This is a genomic window from Tolypothrix tenuis PCC 7101 (assembly GCF_963874875.1).
In the GTDB taxonomy this organism is placed as follows: Bacteria; Cyanobacteriota; Cyanobacteriia; order Cyanobacteriales; family Nostocaceae; genus Aulosira; species Aulosira tenue.
The window spans coordinates 2,630,452-2,650,767 of sequence record NZ_CAWNJS010000001.1; the positions used below are offsets into that span (position 1 = coordinate 2,630,452).

A 20,316-nucleotide genomic window follows, 5' to 3' on the forward strand; every position below is an offset into this window, starting at 1 on the left:
AAGTTATTGCACTGAAAAATATAAATTAAAAACACAAATCAAGTGCAGATTTTATTTTTGGATTAAGGTGAGAGCGATCGCACTCTTAAATAAAGAATCCCCCCAAGTCCTGAAAATCCAGGTTGTTTGAGGGGTTCAAATGTTGCAGCAAAAAGTGAATTACTCTTCAGTAAACAGGGTTTCGGTTAAAATTTCAATAAGTTTAGGTTAAGTTTCCGTAAAGAAGCTGTCAAAGATTCGTGAAGCCTACAAATAAAATCAGCCATTCTACATCTGAAATCTATGGCAGTAGGCAGGTTCAAAAGAATCTTCGACTCAGTAAAATTATCGAGAAAATGATTCTCACACGAAATTTTATTGGTGGCTAGAGGGTTTTCTCCCCTCATGGGTGCTGGGGACTGGGGACTGGGGACTGGGGATTGGGGATTGGGGATTGGGGATTAGGGACTGGGGATTAGGGAGATAAGGGAAAAAAATCCCATTACCAATTACCAATTACCCATTACCAAATGACAAATAGATAATTCGTGTAGGCGTAGCCCGCCTATGCGAATCTAACCAATCTTACTACCAAATTTATCTCTACACCCTTATCTAACTTTCTGCCTTTAGCCTCTTGAGGGCAGATATGAGAGATGCACTTGATTATCCGGATGTGTCTAAATCGATTATTTAATGTATCAAAACATAAATAGTTAGCAAAAAATACAAAATCAATAATTTTATAGTTGTTAATTCTTTATAAAGAAGAATGGGAACACAAGAAGGTAATTAACATTCTTTGTAATTACCATAATTGGGCAGATTTTTAACCGCAGATTCACGCTAAGTCAGCGCCGAGTAACGCAGAGGACTGCTAATTTTATTGGGTATGAACTTAGGAAATTTTGTATTTAGAAGTACTATGTATGGTAAAAAAATGTGAAATTTTAATTTTAAATTCCTGTTAGGCAAGGGTGATATTTTTTGTGTTATAAAACTCACAGCAATTTATCTTAGAGCAAAAAATACTCTATGGAAACAGAACAACTGGAGCGTTTTAAAGAGTATGGCGAATTCATCCTCCAGAAATTAGACTCTGTACCTGAATATCCCTCCAAGCAAGAAGATTGGGTACCAGCTAGTCTTGATGAGAGTCTGTTTCGCTTGCGGGAAGCTGCTCAAAAAACTGTAGAACTGGCTACCTCACCTGTCAAAATTGGGGTGATGGGTGAATTTAGCAGTGGGAAAACTTTGCTGCTAGGTAGTTTAATTGGCTACGCTGATGCTTTACCTGTAAGTGAAAATCCAACTACGGGAAACGTTACAGCTATACATATCATCCCCCAGGAAGGCTTTGCAACTACTCAGCTAGGCAATTTTACTGTAGAGTACCTGGATGATGAAGGTGTGCATGATTGTCTGCGGTTTATGTTGGGGGAAGCTAATCGTTGCACCATTGCTGCTGGACTTCCACCGGCGCTGCTGTCGAAGCTGAAGGAACCAAAAGATATTCTCAACTGGTGTGAAGAAACTTGGAAGAGTAGCAATAATTTGGAGTTGCGTTATTTACTGCGGGAATTAGTCACATTTATCCGCGCTTATCTATCTTACGGTGAGGCGATGTGTGGTGGATGCTACCAAATTAATGCTACCACTGCCCGTGAGGGGTTGCAGTTACTCGAGCAGCCAATGGCAATTCAAACCCTCAGCTTTGATGATTTACCACCTGCTCATATTAAATTACCAAGTCCACCGCAAAGATTAGCCTCAAAGTTATTACAGAATAGTTTCCCCTTGATTCGCCGTGTAGATATTGAAGTGAAAATCTCACGGGAAATTTGGGATGTTACAGGTGCTTCAGAATTTATTTTGCTGGACTTTCCGGGGTTGGGTGCTTCTAATTCGGGGACGCGAGACACATTTTTATCCCTGCGAGAATTAGCAGAGGTGCAGACAATTCTCGTATTGCTCAATGGTAAATCGCCAGGAAGTGATCGCGCCAATAAAATCTTTACCATGATGCAGCAGCAGCGACCAGGACAAGACCTCAAGGATCTGATTCTGGTGGGTGTGGGACGCTTCGATCAACTTCCCTTGGAAAGCGAAGGTGGGGAAAGGGAACTCGATCAACTGATTAACGATAGCGCCGAAAATCATCCTTTACAGGAAAGCAGCGTTTTTCAGAAACTTAAAGTTTTACAAACAACTATTGACGCAGCCAGCGCTTTTACTACTCAAAAAGACCGCATCGTTTTACTATCACCACTGTTAGGACTAGCAGATTTAGCGAAACGTTCCACTTCAGTAAAAGCAGGTTCGCCAGAGTTTTTAGCTAACCTCGATTATCCCGATTATCTAGACCGTTCTAAAAGGTTACAAGAAAAATGGGGCAGATTAAGCGATCGCTTATTAACAACTGATGGGCGTAATTATCTTGGCAGACAACTGGGTTACTTTGCTCAAGATGGGGGTATTAGTAAGCTACGGGAATTAATTCAAAAACACGTTGCTACCCACGGACTGAAGCAATTGTATGAAGATACAAAACGTGCGGCGGAAGTTGTGCGTCAGCAACAAGATAATCTCAAAAATATTCTCCACGAAATTCACGAACAAGGAATACCCACCGGAGACAGTCCCGCTTTTCTGGAATTACGAGAAGCAATTGAAAATTTAGATAAAAGCTATAGAAACTTCCAAAAAGATTTAGGAAAAGAACCTCTCAAAGATAGACGCAGCGTTGCTGTTAGCGATGTGGTGAAAGATGAATTAACTTTTAGAATCCTCAGTTGGAGTCAATGGACTTTACTGTTCAACAAAGTCAATAATGGTACAATTGCCCTCACAGAATCTAAAGGTGCAGCTGGCAAGTTATTTGAGCGGGGAAACCGAGTTAATATTACAATTCCCACCAAAAGCGACGATTTTTATCCCATCTTTGCCAAGACGATTCAAGAAGTAGAAGAATTTGCGCGCGATCGCATTAGTCAAGCGATTGGAGATTTGCTAACTAAGTTATCAAATTACGTTGCTAAAGAACGAGAATTTCTGCAAACAAATCTCAACCCAGAGATGGAATCAGATATTGAATCAAAATTTGGTATCGAAGAAGCAGAACTTTTTTATAAACTACTTTTAGGCTGTGACCCTAATCAATGGCAAGAAGCAATTATTTCTGAGATTCATAATCAAGAAAAATCGATTGCACCGGAAATGATATTTCCCTTAGCACGTCAAGATGAAAAACATAATATAGGGCAAATTTTTGATTGGGCCCCTGAACGCAACGGTGCGCCTAAAGCCAACAATCATCAACTTTTTGTCTTGCGTCTTAGAGATGAAATTACTGCTAGCGCCAGTCTGCATCTTGTGCAATATGTCAGCGAAGTGAATCAAAAAGTGAACGCTGAATTACAAGGAATTTTGGATCAAATTATTCCCAGTTTGCAAAATATTTCTAAAAAAGAGAATTTACTTAGACATATTGCTGCTGGCGACACCCCATCACAATCATCTATACCCACTTGGTTGCAAATTCTCGCTGATGTCTCAACGAAGAATTATTAGTAAATAGTGCTAAGAAACAAACTCCATCAAGCAAAAAACGCAAAGTAGAAACTCTGCGAAACTCTGCGCTAACCTTAGCGTTCCTCTGCGTTTAAAATTACCCCCTCCACAAATCCCATGAACTCCTCCCAACTAAATAGCGAACAACAAAAAAGATTTCCCGGATGGTTAGCTGTCGATTTTGGCACATCCAACTCTACTGTCACCCTATTCGATCCCATCGAAGTACCCATCGCCGAAGTATTACCCAGAGAACAAGAAATGCGACTGCGCGATCGCATGGCGCAATGGCTGAATTCTCCGGCGGGAATTGCTTTACCCGATGTCAGTGCTAGCGATTGGGATAAATTTATTGCTGATATTAGTAAGAATCTAGAAATCGAACCTAGCCGCTTAAGCGAAGTGTTTGAAAGTGATAATAGAGAACGATTTTTAGAAGCAATTCGCCAAATTGAACTATGTTTAGGAACAAGCGATCGCTTTCGCCGTGCTGTTAGTAAAAAGCTTTATCAGATATATCATGAAGTCTTCCGCGTTCCTACCCTAGAATCACAAAATCTCATCCCTGTTGTTTTAGATATTGATCGCCGCAGTACCGAAATTAAAAGTGAGTTAGAAATCTCGCGATTATCAGCTTTACAACTGAAAATGGGTAGAGAAGCAAGCGACAACAGAAAAAAAGCGATCGCGCAAGGAACTAGCAGTGCTTTAAAAGAAATTATTAGCCGCTTTCATCACTCACCCAAACGCTATTTTGGACAGGATCGTTCTTTTCCAGTAATTGTAGATGAAGATGAAGAAACAATTAATGTTAACCAATTAATTCAAGCCGCTTGGGGACATTTAATTGAGTTAACCCAAGACTATCGCCAACGCGCTAGACGCAAGTTTTCTGAAGGGGGATTTCTTTCCGCAGTTGTTACCTATCCCACCGTCGCACCGCCTGTTGTGCGTAAGGAAGTTAGGGAATTAGTTGAACAATTAGGATTAGATGATGTCCAAACTGCTTATGATGAAGCGGTTTCTGTAGCTATATTTTTCCTGTGGCGAGAATTTGGCGGTAATCTCAATATTGGGATTGAATCTTTCAAGACTCGTTGTCGCCAAGAAGGAAATAAATGGTCACAAAATGTCCTAGTTTTAGATATTGGTGGTGGTACTACAGACTTAGCTTTAATTGAACTCACATTAGAAGATAAAACGCCTTTCTTTGCTGATAATGAAGACCGAGGCTTAGGGGGACGCTACTATAAACTCACACCCAAACTATTAGGTTCATCAGGACATTTACAACTAGGTGGCGAGTTAATCACCCTGCGAATATTCCGACTTTTAAAAGTTGCGATCGCAGATTTTTTATTAACAGCAGTTTCCACTGGTGATTTAAGCAGCGATAAGCTGGAAGATTTAATTAATTCTGAATTAAATGAACGCTTCCTAGAAAATGGACAATTCAAAAGTGGCAGTATTTTAAAATGTGTGGATAAAGAAAATCCTGAAGGTGACGCTGCTTATAAAGACGCTTTAGATACTGCGGAAAAAGTTTTACCTACCCGTTGGCAACAAGCACCGCAACGTCTGCAAACATTTTATACCCTCTGGGATCATGCCGAAACTGCCAAAATCAAACTCGGACAAAAGACCCCAGAAGACGGTTCAATTTTGACTTTCAGCCTTTCTGAACAGCAAATTTATGAATTGCTAGTTCAAAGTGCCATTAAATACCAAGCAAAAGATACCAGTAGTATCTGCGTCACCATCGATAGTCAGCAATTTGATCGCGCCGCATCATCAGCTATTAAAGAAGCGATCGGTATTGCAAAAGGCTTGATGGATAGCCGCTTACGTCCAGAAGATACCAAAGTAGACTCGTGGAATTCCCACAAAGTTGATTGGTTAATTTTATCGGGGAAAACTTGCAATCTCGACTTGGTACAGCGTCACATCTACCAAGAATTTAGTAAATCTCCCTACTTCGTATGGAACCCCGAACGCATTACCTTTGTGTTGGAATTTACCAAATTAGCTACCTCCGCTGGTGCTTGCTACGCCGAGAAATTACGGAGATTACGCTTCGACCCCGAAGAGTCAAAAGGATTACTTCGTAAAGGCGCAAATCAATTAGAAATTGATGTCAAAAACCTGTTTTATTATTTACCTTGCAACTTCAAACGCAAAACTCAAAGTAACGAACTGCTGACAATCTTTAAAGCCGGACAAGAACTTTATCAACTAGGCGCGGATGAAAGCGTTGCTAAAGTTCGGACTGAGTGGCAAGGTATACAGTTAACAAATATTATTTACCGTCAAGATTATGAAGATGGTGATTTGCGGCTGTGGGGTAGCTTTGATGGCAAAACTTTGATGGAAAAACTGGGATTATCAGAACCAGACTTCCTGAAGAAAATCAAAGTCCAATTTGAAATTGACCAAACCCTACAATTTAGTGTCTTACTTTGTCAAGGAAATCCACATTATTTAATTGATGTTTCTGGTATTGATGTTAATTCTGTAATCTCTGCCGCCTCAGGAACTTCAGCCTTATTTGCTGATGGTAAATTAAAGTGGAATATTGCCGTAGAAAGACCTCATAAAGACTTAAATGATGGTGATATTGCCATCAATGTAATTGAGTCAGCAACAGTAGATCAACCAGATGCTTATCATCTTGTATTTGAAGCCGATAAAGATGTGAGTAAATCACTACAAGAATTCCATTATTTGCGCGATGGTTCACCAGAACCAGGAACCGGATTAATTAGTAATCCTCTACCTCCCTTCCCCAAAAATGGACAACACACCTTCTATGTTGTGCAAACTGACGCACAAACTAATACGAAAAAATGGATACGTATTGGTGCATTAAGTAAACCCGATTTCGCTACAGATTACCCTTGCCAATATCGTGTCAGCATAGACAATTACGGGATTTTACGAATGCACGCCGGGGAAGTACCTTACTGGACATCAAGCGATCAAAAATGTCTCAAACAAGAAGGATGTGTTTACCGTGCTGAACTAGAATTGCAACCCAATGAAGTTGATAAAGAACGCGATCCATTTTGCGGTATTCATTAGGTAATAAACTCACGCAAAAGCGCAAAGACGCAAAGGTTTTAAAATCTTAGCGTGAGAAAGAAAGCAGGTAAAACTAGAGGCGAAATTCATGCAGCACCTACGTCAGCTATTGGCAATAGAAAACTCCCAAATAGCCCAATTATTACGTTTTAGCCTGTACGGAATCGAAGCATCTTTAAAGCAAGCGCAAAAAGAACTACCTAGCGATCCAGGGGCTAAATTATGCGACGAGGTGCTGCAAGAAATTCATAGTATTTTGCAAGTCAAATATCAAAAATCTTCAGAACTAAACTCTAATCATGAATTAAAACTAATTCGTCTGAAGGAAGCTTTTAATATAGATAAAGACCTGAAATTATATTTAGGAAATTCTCAACTTCAAAGCCAAACAGATTCAGAATTATGGAACGAGATGCAACGCAAATTGCTACGAGTTCCTGAAGACTTAGCAACTGCTTGGCGACAACGTGCATTGACTTTAGCGCAAGAAGTTGGTGCAGTAGAAGATAATGCCAATCTCTACACCCTACCCTTCATCAGAGACGAAATTATTTACCCTGGATTGAGTGGTACTATCCAAGCTCAAGGCTTATATTTATCTCAAAAATTACTGCCAAATTCGGAAATTATTCCCAATAACGAATCCAGCGATTTAAATTTACTAGCTGGCTATTTGCTGCTTTGTATAAAATTTATCGAAATAGACCCAGATTTACACCACGCCTTAAAGAGCGTATTTAGCTTTGATATTATTTCCTTAAACTCCAAGCCAGAACAGCAAACTCAATATATTGAAGCATTAACAGGGCGCTTTCAGCGTACTCAAAAAGCTGTAGAAAATGCTGATCCAGTCTTAACCCTACGTGCTTGGATTGACATTGATGAAGCCATACACTCATTAGTATTTGTCCCGCCAAGCGATCGCTATTCTTGGTGGGGTAACCTACAACAAGAATCACGCCGGATGCTGAAAAAATTTGTCGATCAAGCGATTAATGCAGGTAATGAAGTCAGAATCCGCCAATTATCAGGGCTTTACGCCGATATATGCGCTTTAACTAAAGATGACTTACAACTCGATTGTGGTGGTAATCCTGGCGAAGTTTTAGCTTGTCTGCGAGTTTACACACGAATTAATCAAGAAGAATCCCCAGGGCGAGTTATATTTCGCGCATCACGGTAGTTTTTATTACAGGTTGTAATTGTTACCAGTTTTGATTGAATTTGCTAACCTAGTAAAAAGCTGTCAGATGTTAGCTTAATTAATCTACTGAGGTTGATTCATGGCTGTAAAGCAACTGTCTCTGTTTGATCAGCAACCAGAGGATTCAAATAAGTTTTTTACTCGTAAAAGGTCTTGGTCAGCAGCTAAACATCGGATTATGCTGAGATATATACAGGCTTTTTGCTACAGTTTAGCATCAAATAATACTTACATTAACTATGTAGATGGCTTTGCCGGAGTCGGCAAATATGATGAAGGTATTGGTATTGAAAATTTTGTAGATAATTCCAATTTTTGGCAAAGATATAAAACTGAGTTTTTAGATACTGATGGCTCACCTTTGATAGCTCTAAAATGTGCCAAAATTTTTAGATTAGAAGAGCGTGTTACCTTAAGATGTTTTTTTACAGAAGAAAAGAAAGAACTCAACTATAAGCTTAAGAATAACTGTGAATTAACAGGGCAAGGATTACCTTATAAAATTTATGAGCCTCAAGAATTTGGCAAAGCATTGCCTCAAATAATTAATGAACTAGAACAATACCCAACACTATTTTTTTTAGATGCTTTTGGAGTTAAAGGAGTTACCTTCGATCAAATATGTTATATCGCTAATTATGTTAGTAAATATAAAGGAGAGTTGTTTTTACTTTTTAACAATCGCACAGTAGCCCGTCATGCTGGACATTATAAAACTGTGTATGAAAAGTCAAGTTATCAGAAAACGGCAGAAACATACACACAAAATTTAACTAAACTCTTAGGTTATAAATCAGACTTAGACTGGAAACCAAAATGGCTTGAATATCAAGACCAAGAGCAAAAGTTTGAAAGATGGGCGCTTGAATACTTTAAATCTAGGTTAAAAAAGGAAAGTAGTTTTAAAGGAGTGGCTAGTTTTGAAATTAAAGAGACTTACAATGATCCTAGACCTCAATACAATATTGTAGTAGGTAGTAACTATCCTCAAAAGGCATTTGGTGAACTTCTAAATGAATTTTTCTGGCAAGAAAATCAATCACTTTTCTTTGAAGATGATAAAAGTGGAAAGAATCACAAGTTCCTTGCACAGATATGGGAGCGAGAAAATAATGAGAAAATCTTCAATGTTAAACCTATAATAATTGATATTTTACATAGGAAAAACCAAGATTGGATGATTTTAAAAGAAGTAATAACTCTTATTATCCTTGAAATGGGTAACCTTGGTTACTTAAATAGACCAAAATATAGAGAAATATTACTCAGTTTGTATCAAGAAAATATTATAGAAGCTAGAAATTTAGGTGTAAAAGGCAATTTAACTTTGGATAGCTACATCAAAGTAGTAAAATAGTACTAATATAACCATGCTAATTTACAGTTTTGAGGTAATATTCTATGTCGGTATCTTCAACAATAGAATGGACTGAAGCAACATGGAATCCTACTACTGGCTGTCATAAAATTAGCCCTGGCTGCCAAAATTGTTATGCAGAACGTTTTGCAGAAAGGTGGAGAGGAGTACCGGGTCATCCTTATGAGCAAGGCTTTGATGTTAAATCTTGGAATGAAAGAATAACAATGCCTCTTTCATGGAAGAAACCTCGCCTAATTTTTGTCAATTCTATGAGTGATTTATTTCTTGATGAAATTTCAGAAGAATTTATCAAAGATGTATTTTATGTTATGAAGCAGGCTCATTGGCATCAGTTTCAATTATTAACTAAACGTCCGCAAAGGATGCTTGAAATATCCAAAAATATTAAGGAATGGCCTCCTAATGTTTGGGCTGGAGTAAGCGTAGAATCTCAGGCATGGTTATGGAGAAGTGAAATTCTTAAAGAGATTCCAGCACAAATTAGATTTCTATCTTGTGAGCCTCTTCTAGGTTCTCTAAAACTTTGTTTAGAGGATTTACATTGGATTATTGTTGGTGGAGAGTCTGGTGTAGGCGCTCGCCCGATGAAAAGTGAATGGGTGAGGGATATTAGAGAACAGTGTATCCAAGCTCATGTGCCTTTTTTCTTTAAACAATGGGGAGGAGTTCAAAAGAAAAAAAACGGTAGAGTGTTAGATGGTAGAACTTGGGATGAATTTCCTATGAATGTAAATGATAAAAGCAAAAAACAGGTAGCGAATTTTAAATAGTTACATGATTATTCAACAACTATTATCAATATTTAGCCTAATTTAGTTCAATTCTAAACACTAGAAGCAATGCTCAAAAGTCCGCTCCGATATCCAGGCGGGAAATCAAAAGCAATTAATCAAATAATCCAATATTTGCCAGATGGTTTTTCTGAAATTAGAGAACCATTTGTAGGTGGTGGTTCTGTATTTATTTACTTAAAGCAAAAATTCCCTAATCTCAAAATTTGGATTAATGATTTAAATCGGGAATTATACCTATTTTGGAAATTTGCTCAATCTGATTTATGTGAGCTAGTTTCAGAAATTCGTCACATTAAAAATAAATATACAGATGGCAGATCATTCTTTAAAGAATTAACAACTGTAGATATTAGTCAGCTATCTGATTTTGAAAGAGCCGTGCGCTTTTTTGTTCTTAACCGCATTACATTTAGTGGAACTGTAGAATCTGGCGGTTATTCTCAAGAGGCATTCCATAAACGCTTTACTAATTCATCGATAGACCGTCTTGAGAAATTAGAAAGCATTTTATCAGAAGATATTCTTATTACTAACTTAGACTACAGCGAATTATTATATACAGCCGGGGAGAAAGTATTTTTATTTTTAGATCCGCCATATTTTATAGCTACCAAATCTAAACTCTATGGCAAAGGTGGTAACTTACATACTTCTTTTGAACATCAAAAATTCGCAGAAGTATTAAAACAATGCCACCACGATTGGTTAATTACCTATGATGACTCGCCACAAATCCGAGAAAATTTTAGCTGGGCGAATATTTTTGAGTGGGAATTGCAGTATGGAATGAATAATTACAAACAGAGTAATGCAGCCAAAGGTAAGGAGTTATTTATTACCAACTATAAAATTTCCTTGTAGTAAGAAATTAAATTATCTGTATATAGGAATCTGATTTGATTTCTGAAAAAATCTCAGATTGCTTACTGATGCGTTACGCTATCGCTAACGCATCCTACGTGAACTATTCTCTCTATATCAACCATTAAATTGCTAACTACAAACTGTTTCCCATTTTCCGGTAGGATAGCTCCCAGACATCTCAATAAAAGCTCAACCCTACCACACGCAAACAGAATTGTATGACAACTTCCCCCATCTCCACGCCAGAAATCTCAACAAGCTGGTATCTCTTGCTGCAACAATTAATCGATGGAGAATCTTTATCCCGCACTCAAGCTGCGGATTTGATGCAAGGCTGGCTAAGTGAATCTGTTCCGCCTGAATTATCGGGAGCAATTTTAACAGCGCTGAACTTTAAAGGTGTTTCGGCTGACGAATTAACAGGTATGGCGGAAGTACTACAATCTCAATCAAAAATGGGGACTGGTAACCCAATTTTTAATACCCAATCCCCTACTCCCCTAATTGATACTTGTGGTACTGGTGGAGATGGTTCGTCAACTTTTAATATTTCCACTGCGGTTGCTTTTGTGGCTGCTGCCTATGGTGTACCTGTGGCTAAACATGGTAACCGTTCGGCATCAAGCCTCACAGGAAGCGCCGATGTATTAGAAGCTTTGGGCGTAAATCTTGGTGCTGCTAGCGAAAAAGTCCAAGCCGCAGTTCAAGAAGTGGGGATCACTTTTCTGTTTGCTCCTGGTTGGCATCCCGCACTCAAAGCTGTGGCGACATTGCGGCGGACTCTTAAGGTACGGACAGTTTTCAACTTACTTGGGCCTTTAGTCAATCCTTTAAATCCGACTGGGCAAGTAGTAGGATTATTTACTCCGAAACTTTTGGCAACTGTTGCCCAAGCCTTACAAAAGTTGGGTAAGCAAAAGGCAATTGTTGTACATGGAAGAGAAAAATTAGATGAAGCGGGGTTAGGAGATATAACTGATTTGGCAGTGTTATCTAATGGTGAAGTGCAGTTAACTACCATTAATCCTGAAGAGGTAGGTTTAACCCCTGCAACAATAGGCACACTCAGAGGTGGAGATGTGCAAGAAAATGCGGAGATTTTAAAAGCAGTACTACAAGGTAAGGGAACTCAGGCGCAACAAGATGCTGTAGCGTTAAATACTTCATTGGCGCTACAAGTTGCGGGTGCGATCCCACTGCTAGACCATGCCCAAGGAATTAAGCTAGCTAAGGAGATCCTAAATAGTGGCGCTCCTTGGGTGAAATTGGAACAGTTAGTTCATTTTCTGAAGAATTAGCATCAGCACGCGATTGTGGGCGAAATTCCACGACATTGCGCTTGATGGTGACATCATAATTGCCAAAAAAGTCGTGTCCCAGCAGTCCAGTTTCTAAATCTGAGCCTGCGATCGCTACTGCTACTTTATTCACACTGACCCCAGCAGCTGCCATTGAGTCAACATAGCCGATAGTAAATTCTACTTGCTTAGAACTGGCTGTGTTGGCTTTAGTTCTACCGACTGGCACTACACCCAAAGCATTTGCCATGTTTTGAGTAATTACAGTTCCACTAGCCCCTGTATCCACAATCATCTCGAATTTGCGATCGCCGTTGAAGGTGACATCAATAATTGGTGTCCCCCCGATGCGGCGCTTGATTGGGGCTGTAAAGACAGCTTGATCCTCAGTAATTTGTGCCGATGGCATCAACACAGATTGCACTGCAGGCTGTGATTTTGCCACCAGTGGGGATAAAGGTTGAGTAGACTGAGGCGTGTTTTTTCTCGCAGATGGGACTACAACTACTACCCTTTGAGGAGCCTTTTGAGGTGGTTTTACCGCAATTGGCGCGAGAGATTTGGGTGTAGCTTGATTCAAAGCGTACTGAATTTGGCGCTGGTATTCCGAGATTTTGATTTGCGCGACCGTGAAATTAGGACTTTCTTGCTGCACGTTTTTCATCAGCGCGATCGCATCCTGAAACTGAGTTGCTACCAACTTCCAATCATCAGGAGATTGGGCAGACTGGCTAATTGTCATCGCACCTGCGGCTTTGTCCAGCGCCAATTCAAAAGAATTCAATTGAACAGCAGGTTCAGACGGTGGCTGTGATTCTGGGTCGGATAAAGGTGAAGCTTCGACAAAAGGCGATGCTGCTATCTTGTCCGCAAGCTGAGGTTGCTTTTGGTCAACAGTCACAGTGGTCTGTTTGTCTTTACTACAGGCAAAACCCAAAACCGCTAGCGCACTTGTTAAACAAATCAGGGTTGCACGGGATAAAAAAGACTGAAGCATAATTAACTTCGATTTTACCTGCCAGAAGGTGAGGAAATCTACCTTTGTTGTGGGAAAGTTGGGATTGGGAGATTGGGGAACTCGGGGCCCCCTCTGGGGATAAGGGGTAATGGGGACTGGGGACTGGGGATTAGGCATTAGGGATTGGGAAGAAGGGAGACAAGCAGGATAACTATTAATCACTAAACTTTCTGTTCTCTGACAAACACCAAACACCAAACACCAAACAACAAATGACAAATGCTTTTTATCGCTAATTTGTCCGACTCATGGGATAATTAACATTCGCAAGCTTACTAGGGACTAAAGAATAGGTCTAAGACTAGCAAAATTTTCCTAATCCCTAGCCCCTAGCCCCTAGCTCTTAACCCCTAATCCTGATTGCTTATGCCCCTGTCTGACACAATCCCGGCTTTACTTGTCCTAGCGGATGGCACCGCTTATCGCGGTTGGTCTTTTGGTGCTATAGGAACCACAATTGGGGAAGTGGTATTTAACACTGGCATGACTGGGTATCAAGAAGTGCTGACCGACCCTAGTTATTGCGGTCAAATTGTCGTTTTTACCTATCCTGAATTGGGTAACACTGGTGTTAATCCCGAAGATGAGGAATCAGCTAGACCGCAGGTGCGAGGTGCGATCGCCCGCAATATTTGCCACCGCCCAAGTAACTGGCGCTCAACACAATCTTTGCCTGACTACTTGAAACAGCACCAAATCCCTGGCATTTATGGGATTGATACCCGCGCCCTCACCCGTAAAATTCGGATGTATGGAGCCATGAATGGTGGAATTTCTACATCTATTTTGGATGAGGCGGAGTTATTAGAGCAGGTACAGGCAGCCCCCAGTATGCAAGGGCTAAATCTGGTGCGTGAAGTCACGACCCGAAAGGTTTATGAATGGTCTGACCCCACCATCCCCGCTTGGGAATTTAACTCTAATGTCTCTGAGAGCAACGGAGAAACCTTTACCGTTGTTGCCCTAGACTTTGGAGTGAAGCGGAATATCTTGCGGCGGCTAGCCAGTTATGGTTGTCAAGTCATTGTTGTGCCTGCCAATACAGCACCAGAGGAAATTCTCAAATATAATCCAGATGGTATCTTTCTTTCCAACGGGCCGGGCGATCCAGCAGCAGTCACAGAAGGAATTGAAACTACCAAGGCATTGCTAGGCGCTCAAAAACCCATCTTTGGCATTTGTATGGGACATCAAATTTTGGGTCATGCCTTGGGAGCAGAAACCTTTAAACTCAAGTTTGGGCATCGGGGATTAAATCAACCTGCGGGTTTACAGCAACGGGTAGAAATTACCAGCCAAAACCACAGTTTTGCCATTAATCCAGATTCTTTACCAGAAGCAGTGGTAGAAATCAGCCACCTGAACTTGAACGATCGCACTGTTGCTGGTGTCCGTCACAAGTCTTTACCCGTGTTCTCGGTGCAATACCACCCCGAAGCTAGCCCAGGCCCTCACGATGCTGATTACTTGTTTGAGGACTTCGTCAAAGCAATGCGAACAGCACGTCAATCGCAGGGGGCTAGGAATTAGGGACTGGGGACTGGGGATTGGGGAACTCGGGGCCCCCTCTGGGGATAAGGGGTAATGGGGATTGGGGACTGGGGACTGGGAATTTTAAATTTTAGATTGTAGATTTTAGATTCAAACTCAATCCAAAATCGCAAATCCAAAATCCAAAATTGATTTGCCCTATGCCCTAAGTCATCAGGTTGTAGACAAATTGTACCAAAACCATTTATACTGGAGCGTTCACTTTCACCATGAGGAGGGAGTTATTGCTGAACAACTGAATCTAACTGTGAGCCTAAGGGGTACTCGTGAAACCCGGGATAATTATCAGCTATTCCGCCTCACAGGTTTATTAGATGCCTTTTCTGAGCCGACATTTCGCAAGGTACTGGGTGGCAAAATTGATGAGGGGCCAAAGCATATTATTTTGGATCTCTCACAAATTGACTTTGTTGATAGCTCTGGCTTAGGTGCTTTGGTGCAGCTAGCCAAGCAGGCCCAAACCCTTTCTGGCACCTTGCAAATTGTCACTAATGCCCGTGTAACTCAAACGGTCAAGCTGGTTCGCTTAGAGAAGTTTCTCTCCCTGCAATCAAATGTTGAAGCGGCTCTAGAAAACATCAAGTCTTCTTGATTGCTTGACCACTAAAACTAATGTAGCTATCCGATGTTTTATCTGGATAGCTTAATTTTTGTCAAAGCTGTCAAATATAACTCTCTGGTTCTTAAGGAGACATAAAAGATAGCTAATCTGAAATAAAATGTCAAATTCTCAACAGAAAAATAAAACTTTAGTCAGTAATTTTGGTAGTGTATATTATGCTAAGTATTTAAAAACAATATCTATGATGTCTGCCAAATGTAGCCTACTAAGGAATGAATAACTTGTGAAGCCGGAGCAAGAAGAGTTATTAGATGGACAAAATGAACCTCTAACTCAAAATTCATTTTGGACGCAAGCACTCTTGGTAAGCACAGGGCAACTACCCCAATCCATGACGCACTCACAAGTGCAAAAAATTTCTCCTGCGGCATTAGCATACTTGGGAGATGCAATCTATGAATTATATGTTAGAATGTTTTATCTAATGCCATTGCAGCGACCAGATACTTACCATCGTCTGGTAGTGGCACAGGTGAGAGCAGAACAACAAGCGCTACATTTGCGATCGCTCATTCCTCATTTAAAGGAAATAGAATTAGATATAGTCCGAAGAGGTCGCAACGCCGCCACAGGACGCTCTAAGCGAGTTGATCCCGAAATTTACCAGCAAGCAACTAGTCTAGAAACTTTAATTGGCTACCTTTATCTGACTGATTTCCCACGATTAACCGAATTGTTGCAAACGCTCGAGCTAGAAAAATAGTGGGCAACTAATCTCACAAATCTTAAATCCAGTAGAGTTGATTTCGGTAAATTAGGGAATCGCTATGCCCACCTAAAAGTTATCCCACACACTCGTATGTCGAATAAATCAAAAAAAATTACCACGGTTGGCGAACCTAATCGCGTTGCTCCCCCTGTGAAAGTTAAAGGTAAGCGGATTCTGGCTAATCCCATCCGCAATCCCAGAAAGGTTGATGGTAAGCCTGTTGCTGTTAAAGTGCAGCAAAACCGGAACTTTGTGCCACCATCGTTGCCAAGCAAGGCGATCGCAGAAGATAGTGACATTATATATGGCCGTCATCCAGTATTAAGTGCTTTGGAAAACCAAAGAGGTCTTAACCGCATTTGGATTACTGCTCGGTTACGCTACGATCCCCGCTTTCATCATCTGATCCTGCAAGCTAAGGAAAATGGTGCAGTCATTGATGAAGTAGAACCAAAGCGCTTAGATCAAATTACTGAGGGAGCTAATCACCAAGGGATAGCAGCACAAATTTCCCCCTACAGCTACATCGAATTACATGATTTAATTGCTAAGGCCAAATCTGTCAACGATCCTGTAATCATTGTTGCTGATGGGATCACCGATCCTCACAACTTGGGTGCAATTATTCGTACCGCAGAAGCTATTGGCGCACAAGGTTTAGTAATTCCCCAACGACGGGCTGCTGGAATCACTTCTACAGTGGTAAAAGTAGCAGCTGGTGCTTTAGAAAACTTTCCAGTCTCCCGCGTTGTCAATCTCAGCCGTGCGATGGAAGAACTCAAGGAAGCTGGTTTTTGGATTTATGGCACAGCAGCTACAGGTAGCGAACCTTTGCATACAATCAGCTTTAGCGGGCCGATTGTTTTAGTAATTGGCTCTGAAGGTGAAGGGCTGAGTATGCTAACACAAAAATCTTGCGACGTACTGGTATCAATTCCCCTCCAGGGAAAAACACCCAGCCTGAATGCCTCAGTAGCAGCAGGTATGGCGCTTTATGAAATTTATCGCCAGCGCTCCTTAAACACACTTTACCTAGACAAATTGCACAAACCTCTTTAAAAATTCAGAGTAAAAGAGTATAAAGAAATGTAAAGCAAAAACCAGACAGCAAAATATCATTTAATATCCAATACCTCATTCATAAATTGGCAACTACCATGAAAACCATTTGGGATGACCTAAAGGAAACGTTGATTAGTACAGTCAACAATCTTGGCTTGGCTTGGTGGGTAGAGATTGTGACACAAAATCCCCGTTGCACATACTACTTTGGCCCATTTTTGAACTCTGTGGATGCCAATGTCGCCGTTAAAGGCTACATAGAAGATTTGGAGGCTGAAGGCGCACAGGGAATCATTGTTAACGTTAAGCGTTGTAAACCTGATTCTTTGACAATTGCTGATGACTTGGGGGAAAGGATTGACCGTAAAGTAAAGCCTGCCTTTAGCGGTCAATATTAATTAAATTAGGCTCCCATTCAGTCTTCTCAGTGTTTAGTCCTGTAGAACCTACACAACCACAAAGTTGCTTTTGTCTGGATTTTTGATTGGCTGGCGATAAGCCCTTGATAAGACAGAATGCTTGATACTTCTCAGTACGGGCTAAACGCCCTGCTATCACTGATAGGGCTTGCAATCAATCACTGGTCAATAGTTAAAAAAATTTTCCCAATTTGGACTATTGACCGCAAAAACTAATGATAGTAAAAGCATTATTGATTTATGTAGAAAAAACCAAATGTAACTAGATTAATTCATCGCAAATGAATTAATTCTGAGGATAATTAATTTGTAATTTTGAATTCCCCACAGGGGTTAAATAAACCTCTTTGGACGAAACAATTTAGTCTCAAAAATCAGTGCGTCTCCAAGCGGAGAATATTAAAACCGTGATTTTTAATCCTTAACTGGCTAGAATTTCTTGAGAATGAAGTTGTAGCCAGTTGTCAATATCTCCTAATACTTGATCTGGAATTTCCCAAGGGAATAAATGGGCAGTATGGGGATAAGATTGCCATTGACAATTTTTTAGATGGCGAGCCGTTTCTAAACTAGCATCAACTGTAATGTGACGGTCTTGGGCACCAGCAAGTACTAGGGTAGGACATTCAATTTGCCATAAGTCTGTTAGCCTGTTGTACCCAGAACGAATGGCAGTAAACAAGGCATTAGTAGCAGCCCCAGATGTTTGTAAATAAGCGGGTACAGCGTCCTTAGCGATATAACTGTATGCTGTAGGTGTATGTTGTTGGATTAAGTAACGAAACAGCGATCGCTTACCAAAAGTATCAATATTCCATTGCCAACTAGGTTTAATATAGTTCAATATTCCTGCAACACCAGTATATAAATTATCCTGCCAAGTTATCGGAGGATGATTCCCACGGGGTCTGGCGGCTGTAGCCACCAAAATTAGCCCAGTTACACGCTGTGGGAAGCGCAATGCTAATTCCATCGCCAAAATCCCACCTAGCGACCACCCCAATACTAGACATTTTTCAATCTGAAAGCGGTCTAATAAGGCTTCTAAGTCGTATAAATGGTCTTGCATATTAAAATTGCCCTGGAAGCGACTTTTCCCATATCCACGCAAATCAGGGGCAAAAGTTTGGTAGCGCTGTGAGAGGTGATTTATAAATACAGCCAGACTACGACCAGAACCGGGATGACCATGTAAAGCCAGAATGGGGAAGCCTTGACCTTGAACGTAGACATTCAACTTCGCAGCACCAGCCGTAGGATAATTATGGCGATCGCCCATTACGTTCTGTTCTCCTGACTACGCAAAAAAATACCTTGCTTCTAATTCTGACATACCGATAGCAGCAAGGATTTTAGGAAGATTTTGTGTGTGATCAAAGCAATTTTTCTTGATAACCGCCAGCGTAAGTAATCACGCACATCTGTCTATATAAAGTGTGAATCCCAAACGCTACTCCTGTGACTTTAAAAGCTGAGTTAAACATATTTCGACGATGACCGCGATCGCTTACTCCATCGTCAATAATTAACTGCATGATGATGTCTTGTGCTATGTGAGAACCATAACTAATATTTTCTGCGGCGGTGATTTGCCAATTACCATAGCGACTCATGCGAGTAAAGGGATCGCTACCATCACTACCATAGTGGCCTGTTATACCCTTTGCTCCTTGGTCTTGCACGTGATCTCTCGCAGCCAAAGACATCCCTTCAGATATACTCAAGGCTCCCACAGGACGAGCTGATTTGAGAAATGCGATCGCCTCATCAACAGCTTTGACCCCTTCTTGAGTCTGCAAATAAACCCGTTCCGATATGAGGACTTGCTTCCCATCAAAACGCCGTCGCCAATTATCTAAAACTTGAAGATATGCGGTGGGATTTATCCGCACTTTATTCATTTGTGCTATGACTTCTTGTTCTAAAAGTGATAGAGAAATACTATTGGAAATGTTAGATTTCATGAGTTAATAGTCAAGATTTGTACAGACGCGATTAATCGCGTCTGAAAAAGAGTCAATTAGCTATTTCATCCTTTTTCTATATAGCCTCCTGCATAATTAATTACGCAGATTGTTCTATATTTTTTGTGAGAACCATAAGCCACACCAGCAACCTTGAAGCTACCGTTAAATATGTTTGTGCGATGACCGCGATCGCGCACGCCATCATCAATAATTAACTGCATGACAATATCTTGGGCAGTATTGGGGCCATAGCTAATATTTTCCCCTGCAGTAGATTGCCATTTACCATAGCGATTAATGCGAGTCACAGGGTTGCTACCATCACTACCCTCATGACCTGTGATTCCTTTGGGGCCTTGGTCTTTGACATGATCCTTCGCACCTAAAGACATACCTTTAGATGGACTTAATGCTCCCACAGGACGGGCTGACTTGAGATATGCGATCGCCTCATCGACGGCTTTTACCCCTTCTTGTGTGATCAAATAGGTATTATTAGAGATTTTGACTTTGTTTCCTTGAAAGCGCTTTCTATAGTTTTGTAATATGGGAAGATAAGATTTAGGATTTGTTCGCACCTTGTTAGTTTCATCAATTACCTGTCTTTCCAAAGGTGAAAGATAAGTTGCTTTCGCTAACAAAGTTGAATTAGCTGGTTGAACTACAGCCTGAGGAGATTTTGCCATAGACTGGTTAGTGGGTAGCAGTTGTTGATAACAGCTAGCTATCAAAGTCAGGGGCAAAAATAGCCAAAATCCTGGGCGACCCATGAATTGCCTCTCTAGAATAATTTTCTTTTT

16 protein-coding genes are annotated in these 20,316 nt (G+C 40.6%); 12 read left to right on the top strand and 4 right to left on the bottom strand.

Annotation, left to right across the window (positions count from 1 at the left end):
• Positions 1–1,014 precede the first annotated feature (1,014 nt).
• The 7 genes from AACU25_RS10850 (at position 1,015) to trpD (ending at position 12,168) form a co-directional block, all read left to right on the top strand.
• Positions 1,015–3,549: a P-loop NTPase family protein gene (locus tag AACU25_RS10850; RefSeq protein ID WP_096575469.1), complete on the top strand. Its 2,535-nt coding sequence runs from the start codon at positions 1,015–1,017 to the stop codon at positions 3,547–3,549.
• Positions 3,550–3,666: 117 nt separating this feature from the next.
• Positions 3,667–6,627, top strand: coding sequence for an acetate and sugar kinases/Hsc70/actin family protein (locus AACU25_RS10855; protein WP_096575471.1), 2,961 nt, complete (start codon positions 3,667–3,669; stop codon positions 6,625–6,627).
• 88 nt (positions 6,628–6,715) lie between these two features.
• Positions 6,716–7,810, top strand: a complete 1,095-nt coding sequence (locus AACU25_RS10860; RefSeq protein ID WP_096575473.1) for a hypothetical protein — start codon at positions 6,716–6,718, stop codon at positions 7,808–7,810.
• A gap of 100 nt (positions 7,811–7,910) precedes the next feature.
• Positions 7,911–9,188, top strand: coding sequence for a three-Cys-motif partner protein TcmP (gene tcmP / locus AACU25_RS10865; protein WP_096575475.1), 1,278 nt, complete (start codon positions 7,911–7,913; stop codon positions 9,186–9,188).
• Between the two features lie 44 nt (positions 9,189–9,232).
• Positions 9,233–9,982, top strand: a complete 750-nt coding sequence (locus AACU25_RS10870; protein WP_096575477.1) for a DUF5131 family protein — start codon at positions 9,233–9,235, stop codon at positions 9,980–9,982.
• 69 nt (positions 9,983–10,051) lie between these two features.
• The gene (locus AACU25_RS10875; RefSeq protein ID WP_096575479.1) at positions 10,052–10,867 is read left to right on the top strand and encodes a DNA adenine methylase; all 816 of its coding nucleotides are present in this window, start codon (positions 10,052–10,054) and stop codon (positions 10,865–10,867) included.
• A gap of 221 nt (positions 10,868–11,088) precedes the next feature.
• Complete coding sequence (gene trpD / locus AACU25_RS10880; protein ID WP_096575481.1) at positions 11,089–12,168, top strand: anthranilate phosphoribosyltransferase; 1,080 nt, start codon at positions 11,089–11,091, stop codon at positions 12,166–12,168.
• Here trpD and AACU25_RS10885 read toward each other — a convergent pair.
• Positions 12,098–13,165: a retroviral-like aspartic protease family protein gene (locus AACU25_RS10885; RefSeq protein WP_096583654.1), complete on the bottom strand. Its 1,068-nt coding sequence runs from the start codon at positions 13,163–13,165 to the stop codon at positions 12,098–12,100. The two genes, trpD and AACU25_RS10885, sit on opposite strands and share 71 nt — an antisense overlap.
• Before the next feature lie 387 nt (positions 13,166–13,552).
• Between AACU25_RS10885 and carA the strand changes: the two genes are divergently transcribed.
• From carA to AACU25_RS10910, 5 genes are all read left to right on the top strand, one after another.
• Positions 13,553–14,716, top strand: a complete 1,164-nt coding sequence (carA, locus tag AACU25_RS10890; protein WP_096575483.1) for a glutamine-hydrolyzing carbamoyl-phosphate synthase small subunit — start codon at positions 13,553–13,555, stop codon at positions 14,714–14,716.
• A gap of 268 nt (positions 14,717–14,984) precedes the next feature.
• Entirely contained in the window at positions 14,985–15,329 is a 345-nt protein-coding gene (locus tag AACU25_RS10895; protein WP_321206641.1) for an STAS domain-containing protein, read from the top strand.
• 253 nt (positions 15,330–15,582) lie between these two features.
• Positions 15,583–16,062, top strand: a complete 480-nt coding sequence (locus AACU25_RS10900; protein WP_096575485.1) for a Mini-ribonuclease 3 — start codon at positions 15,583–15,585, stop codon at positions 16,060–16,062.
• Between the two features lie 96 nt (positions 16,063–16,158).
• A complete protein-coding gene (gene rlmB / locus AACU25_RS10905; RefSeq protein ID WP_096575487.1) occupies positions 16,159–17,127 on the top strand; it encodes a 23S rRNA (guanosine(2251)-2'-O)-methyltransferase RlmB in 969 nt (322 codons plus the stop codon).
• A 98-nt stretch (positions 17,128–17,225) separates the two neighbouring features.
• The gene (locus tag AACU25_RS10910) at positions 17,226–17,528 is read left to right on the top strand and encodes a DUF1816 domain-containing protein (protein WP_096575489.1); all 303 of its coding nucleotides are present in this window, start codon (positions 17,226–17,228) and stop codon (positions 17,526–17,528) included.
• A 442-nt stretch (positions 17,529–17,970) separates the two neighbouring features.
• On the opposite strand, the gene AACU25_RS10915 is transcribed toward AACU25_RS10910, so the two are convergent.
• From AACU25_RS10915 to AACU25_RS10925, 3 genes are all read right to left on the bottom strand, one after another.
• A complete protein-coding gene (locus AACU25_RS10915) occupies positions 17,971–18,828 on the bottom strand; it encodes an alpha/beta fold hydrolase (RefSeq protein ID WP_096575491.1) in 858 nt (285 codons plus the stop codon).
• Between the two features lie 94 nt (positions 18,829–18,922).
• On the bottom strand, positions 18,923–19,513 hold the full coding sequence (locus AACU25_RS10920) for a CAP domain-containing protein (protein ID WP_096575493.1): 591 nt from the start codon (positions 19,511–19,513) through the stop codon (positions 18,923–18,925).
• Positions 19,514–19,578: 65 nt separating this feature from the next.
• Positions 19,579–20,286: a CAP domain-containing protein gene (locus tag AACU25_RS10925; RefSeq protein WP_096575495.1), complete on the bottom strand. Its 708-nt coding sequence runs from the start codon at positions 20,284–20,286 to the stop codon at positions 19,579–19,581.
• Positions 20,287–20,316 lie beyond the last annotated feature (30 nt).

Bases quoted from the DNA above. Each gene is read 5' to 3' on its own strand.
- AACU25_RS10850 (WP_096575469.1), top strand. From the start codon at position 1,015: ATGGAAACAGAACAACTGGAGCGTTTTAAAGAGTATGGCGAATTCATC.
- AACU25_RS10855 (WP_096575471.1), top strand. From the start codon at position 3,667: ATGAACTCCTCCCAACTAAATAGCGAACAACAAAAAAGATTTCCCGGA.
- AACU25_RS10860 (WP_096575473.1), top strand. From the start codon at position 6,716: ATGCAGCACCTACGTCAGCTATTGGCAATAGAAAACTCCCAAATAGCC.
- tcmP (WP_096575475.1), top strand. From the start codon at position 7,911: ATGGCTGTAAAGCAACTGTCTCTGTTTGATCAGCAACCAGAGGATTCA.
- AACU25_RS10870 (WP_096575477.1), top strand. From the start codon at position 9,233: ATGTCGGTATCTTCAACAATAGAATGGACTGAAGCAACATGGAATCCT.
- AACU25_RS10875 (WP_096575479.1), top strand. From the start codon at position 10,052: ATGCTCAAAAGTCCGCTCCGATATCCAGGCGGGAAATCAAAAGCAATT.
- trpD (WP_096575481.1), top strand. From the start codon at position 11,089: ATGACAACTTCCCCCATCTCCACGCCAGAAATCTCAACAAGCTGGTAT.
- AACU25_RS10885 (WP_096583654.1), bottom strand. From the start codon at position 13,165: ATGCTTCAGTCTTTTTTATCCCGTGCAACCCTGATTTGTTTAACAAGT.
- carA (WP_096575483.1), top strand. From the start codon at position 13,553: ATGCCCCTGTCTGACACAATCCCGGCTTTACTTGTCCTAGCGGATGGC.
- rlmB (WP_096575487.1), top strand. From the start codon at position 16,159: ATGTCGAATAAATCAAAAAAAATTACCACGGTTGGCGAACCTAATCGC.
- AACU25_RS10910 (WP_096575489.1), top strand. From the start codon at position 17,226: ATGAAAACCATTTGGGATGACCTAAAGGAAACGTTGATTAGTACAGTC.
- AACU25_RS10915 (WP_096575491.1), bottom strand. From the start codon at position 18,828: ATGGGCGATCGCCATAATTATCCTACGGCTGGTGCTGCGAAGTTGAAT.
- AACU25_RS10920 (WP_096575493.1), bottom strand. From the start codon at position 19,513: ATGAAATCTAACATTTCCAATAGTATTTCTCTATCACTTTTAGAACAA.
- AACU25_RS10925 (WP_096575495.1), bottom strand. From the start codon at position 20,286: ATGGGTCGCCCAGGATTTTGGCTATTTTTGCCCCTGACTTTGATAGCT.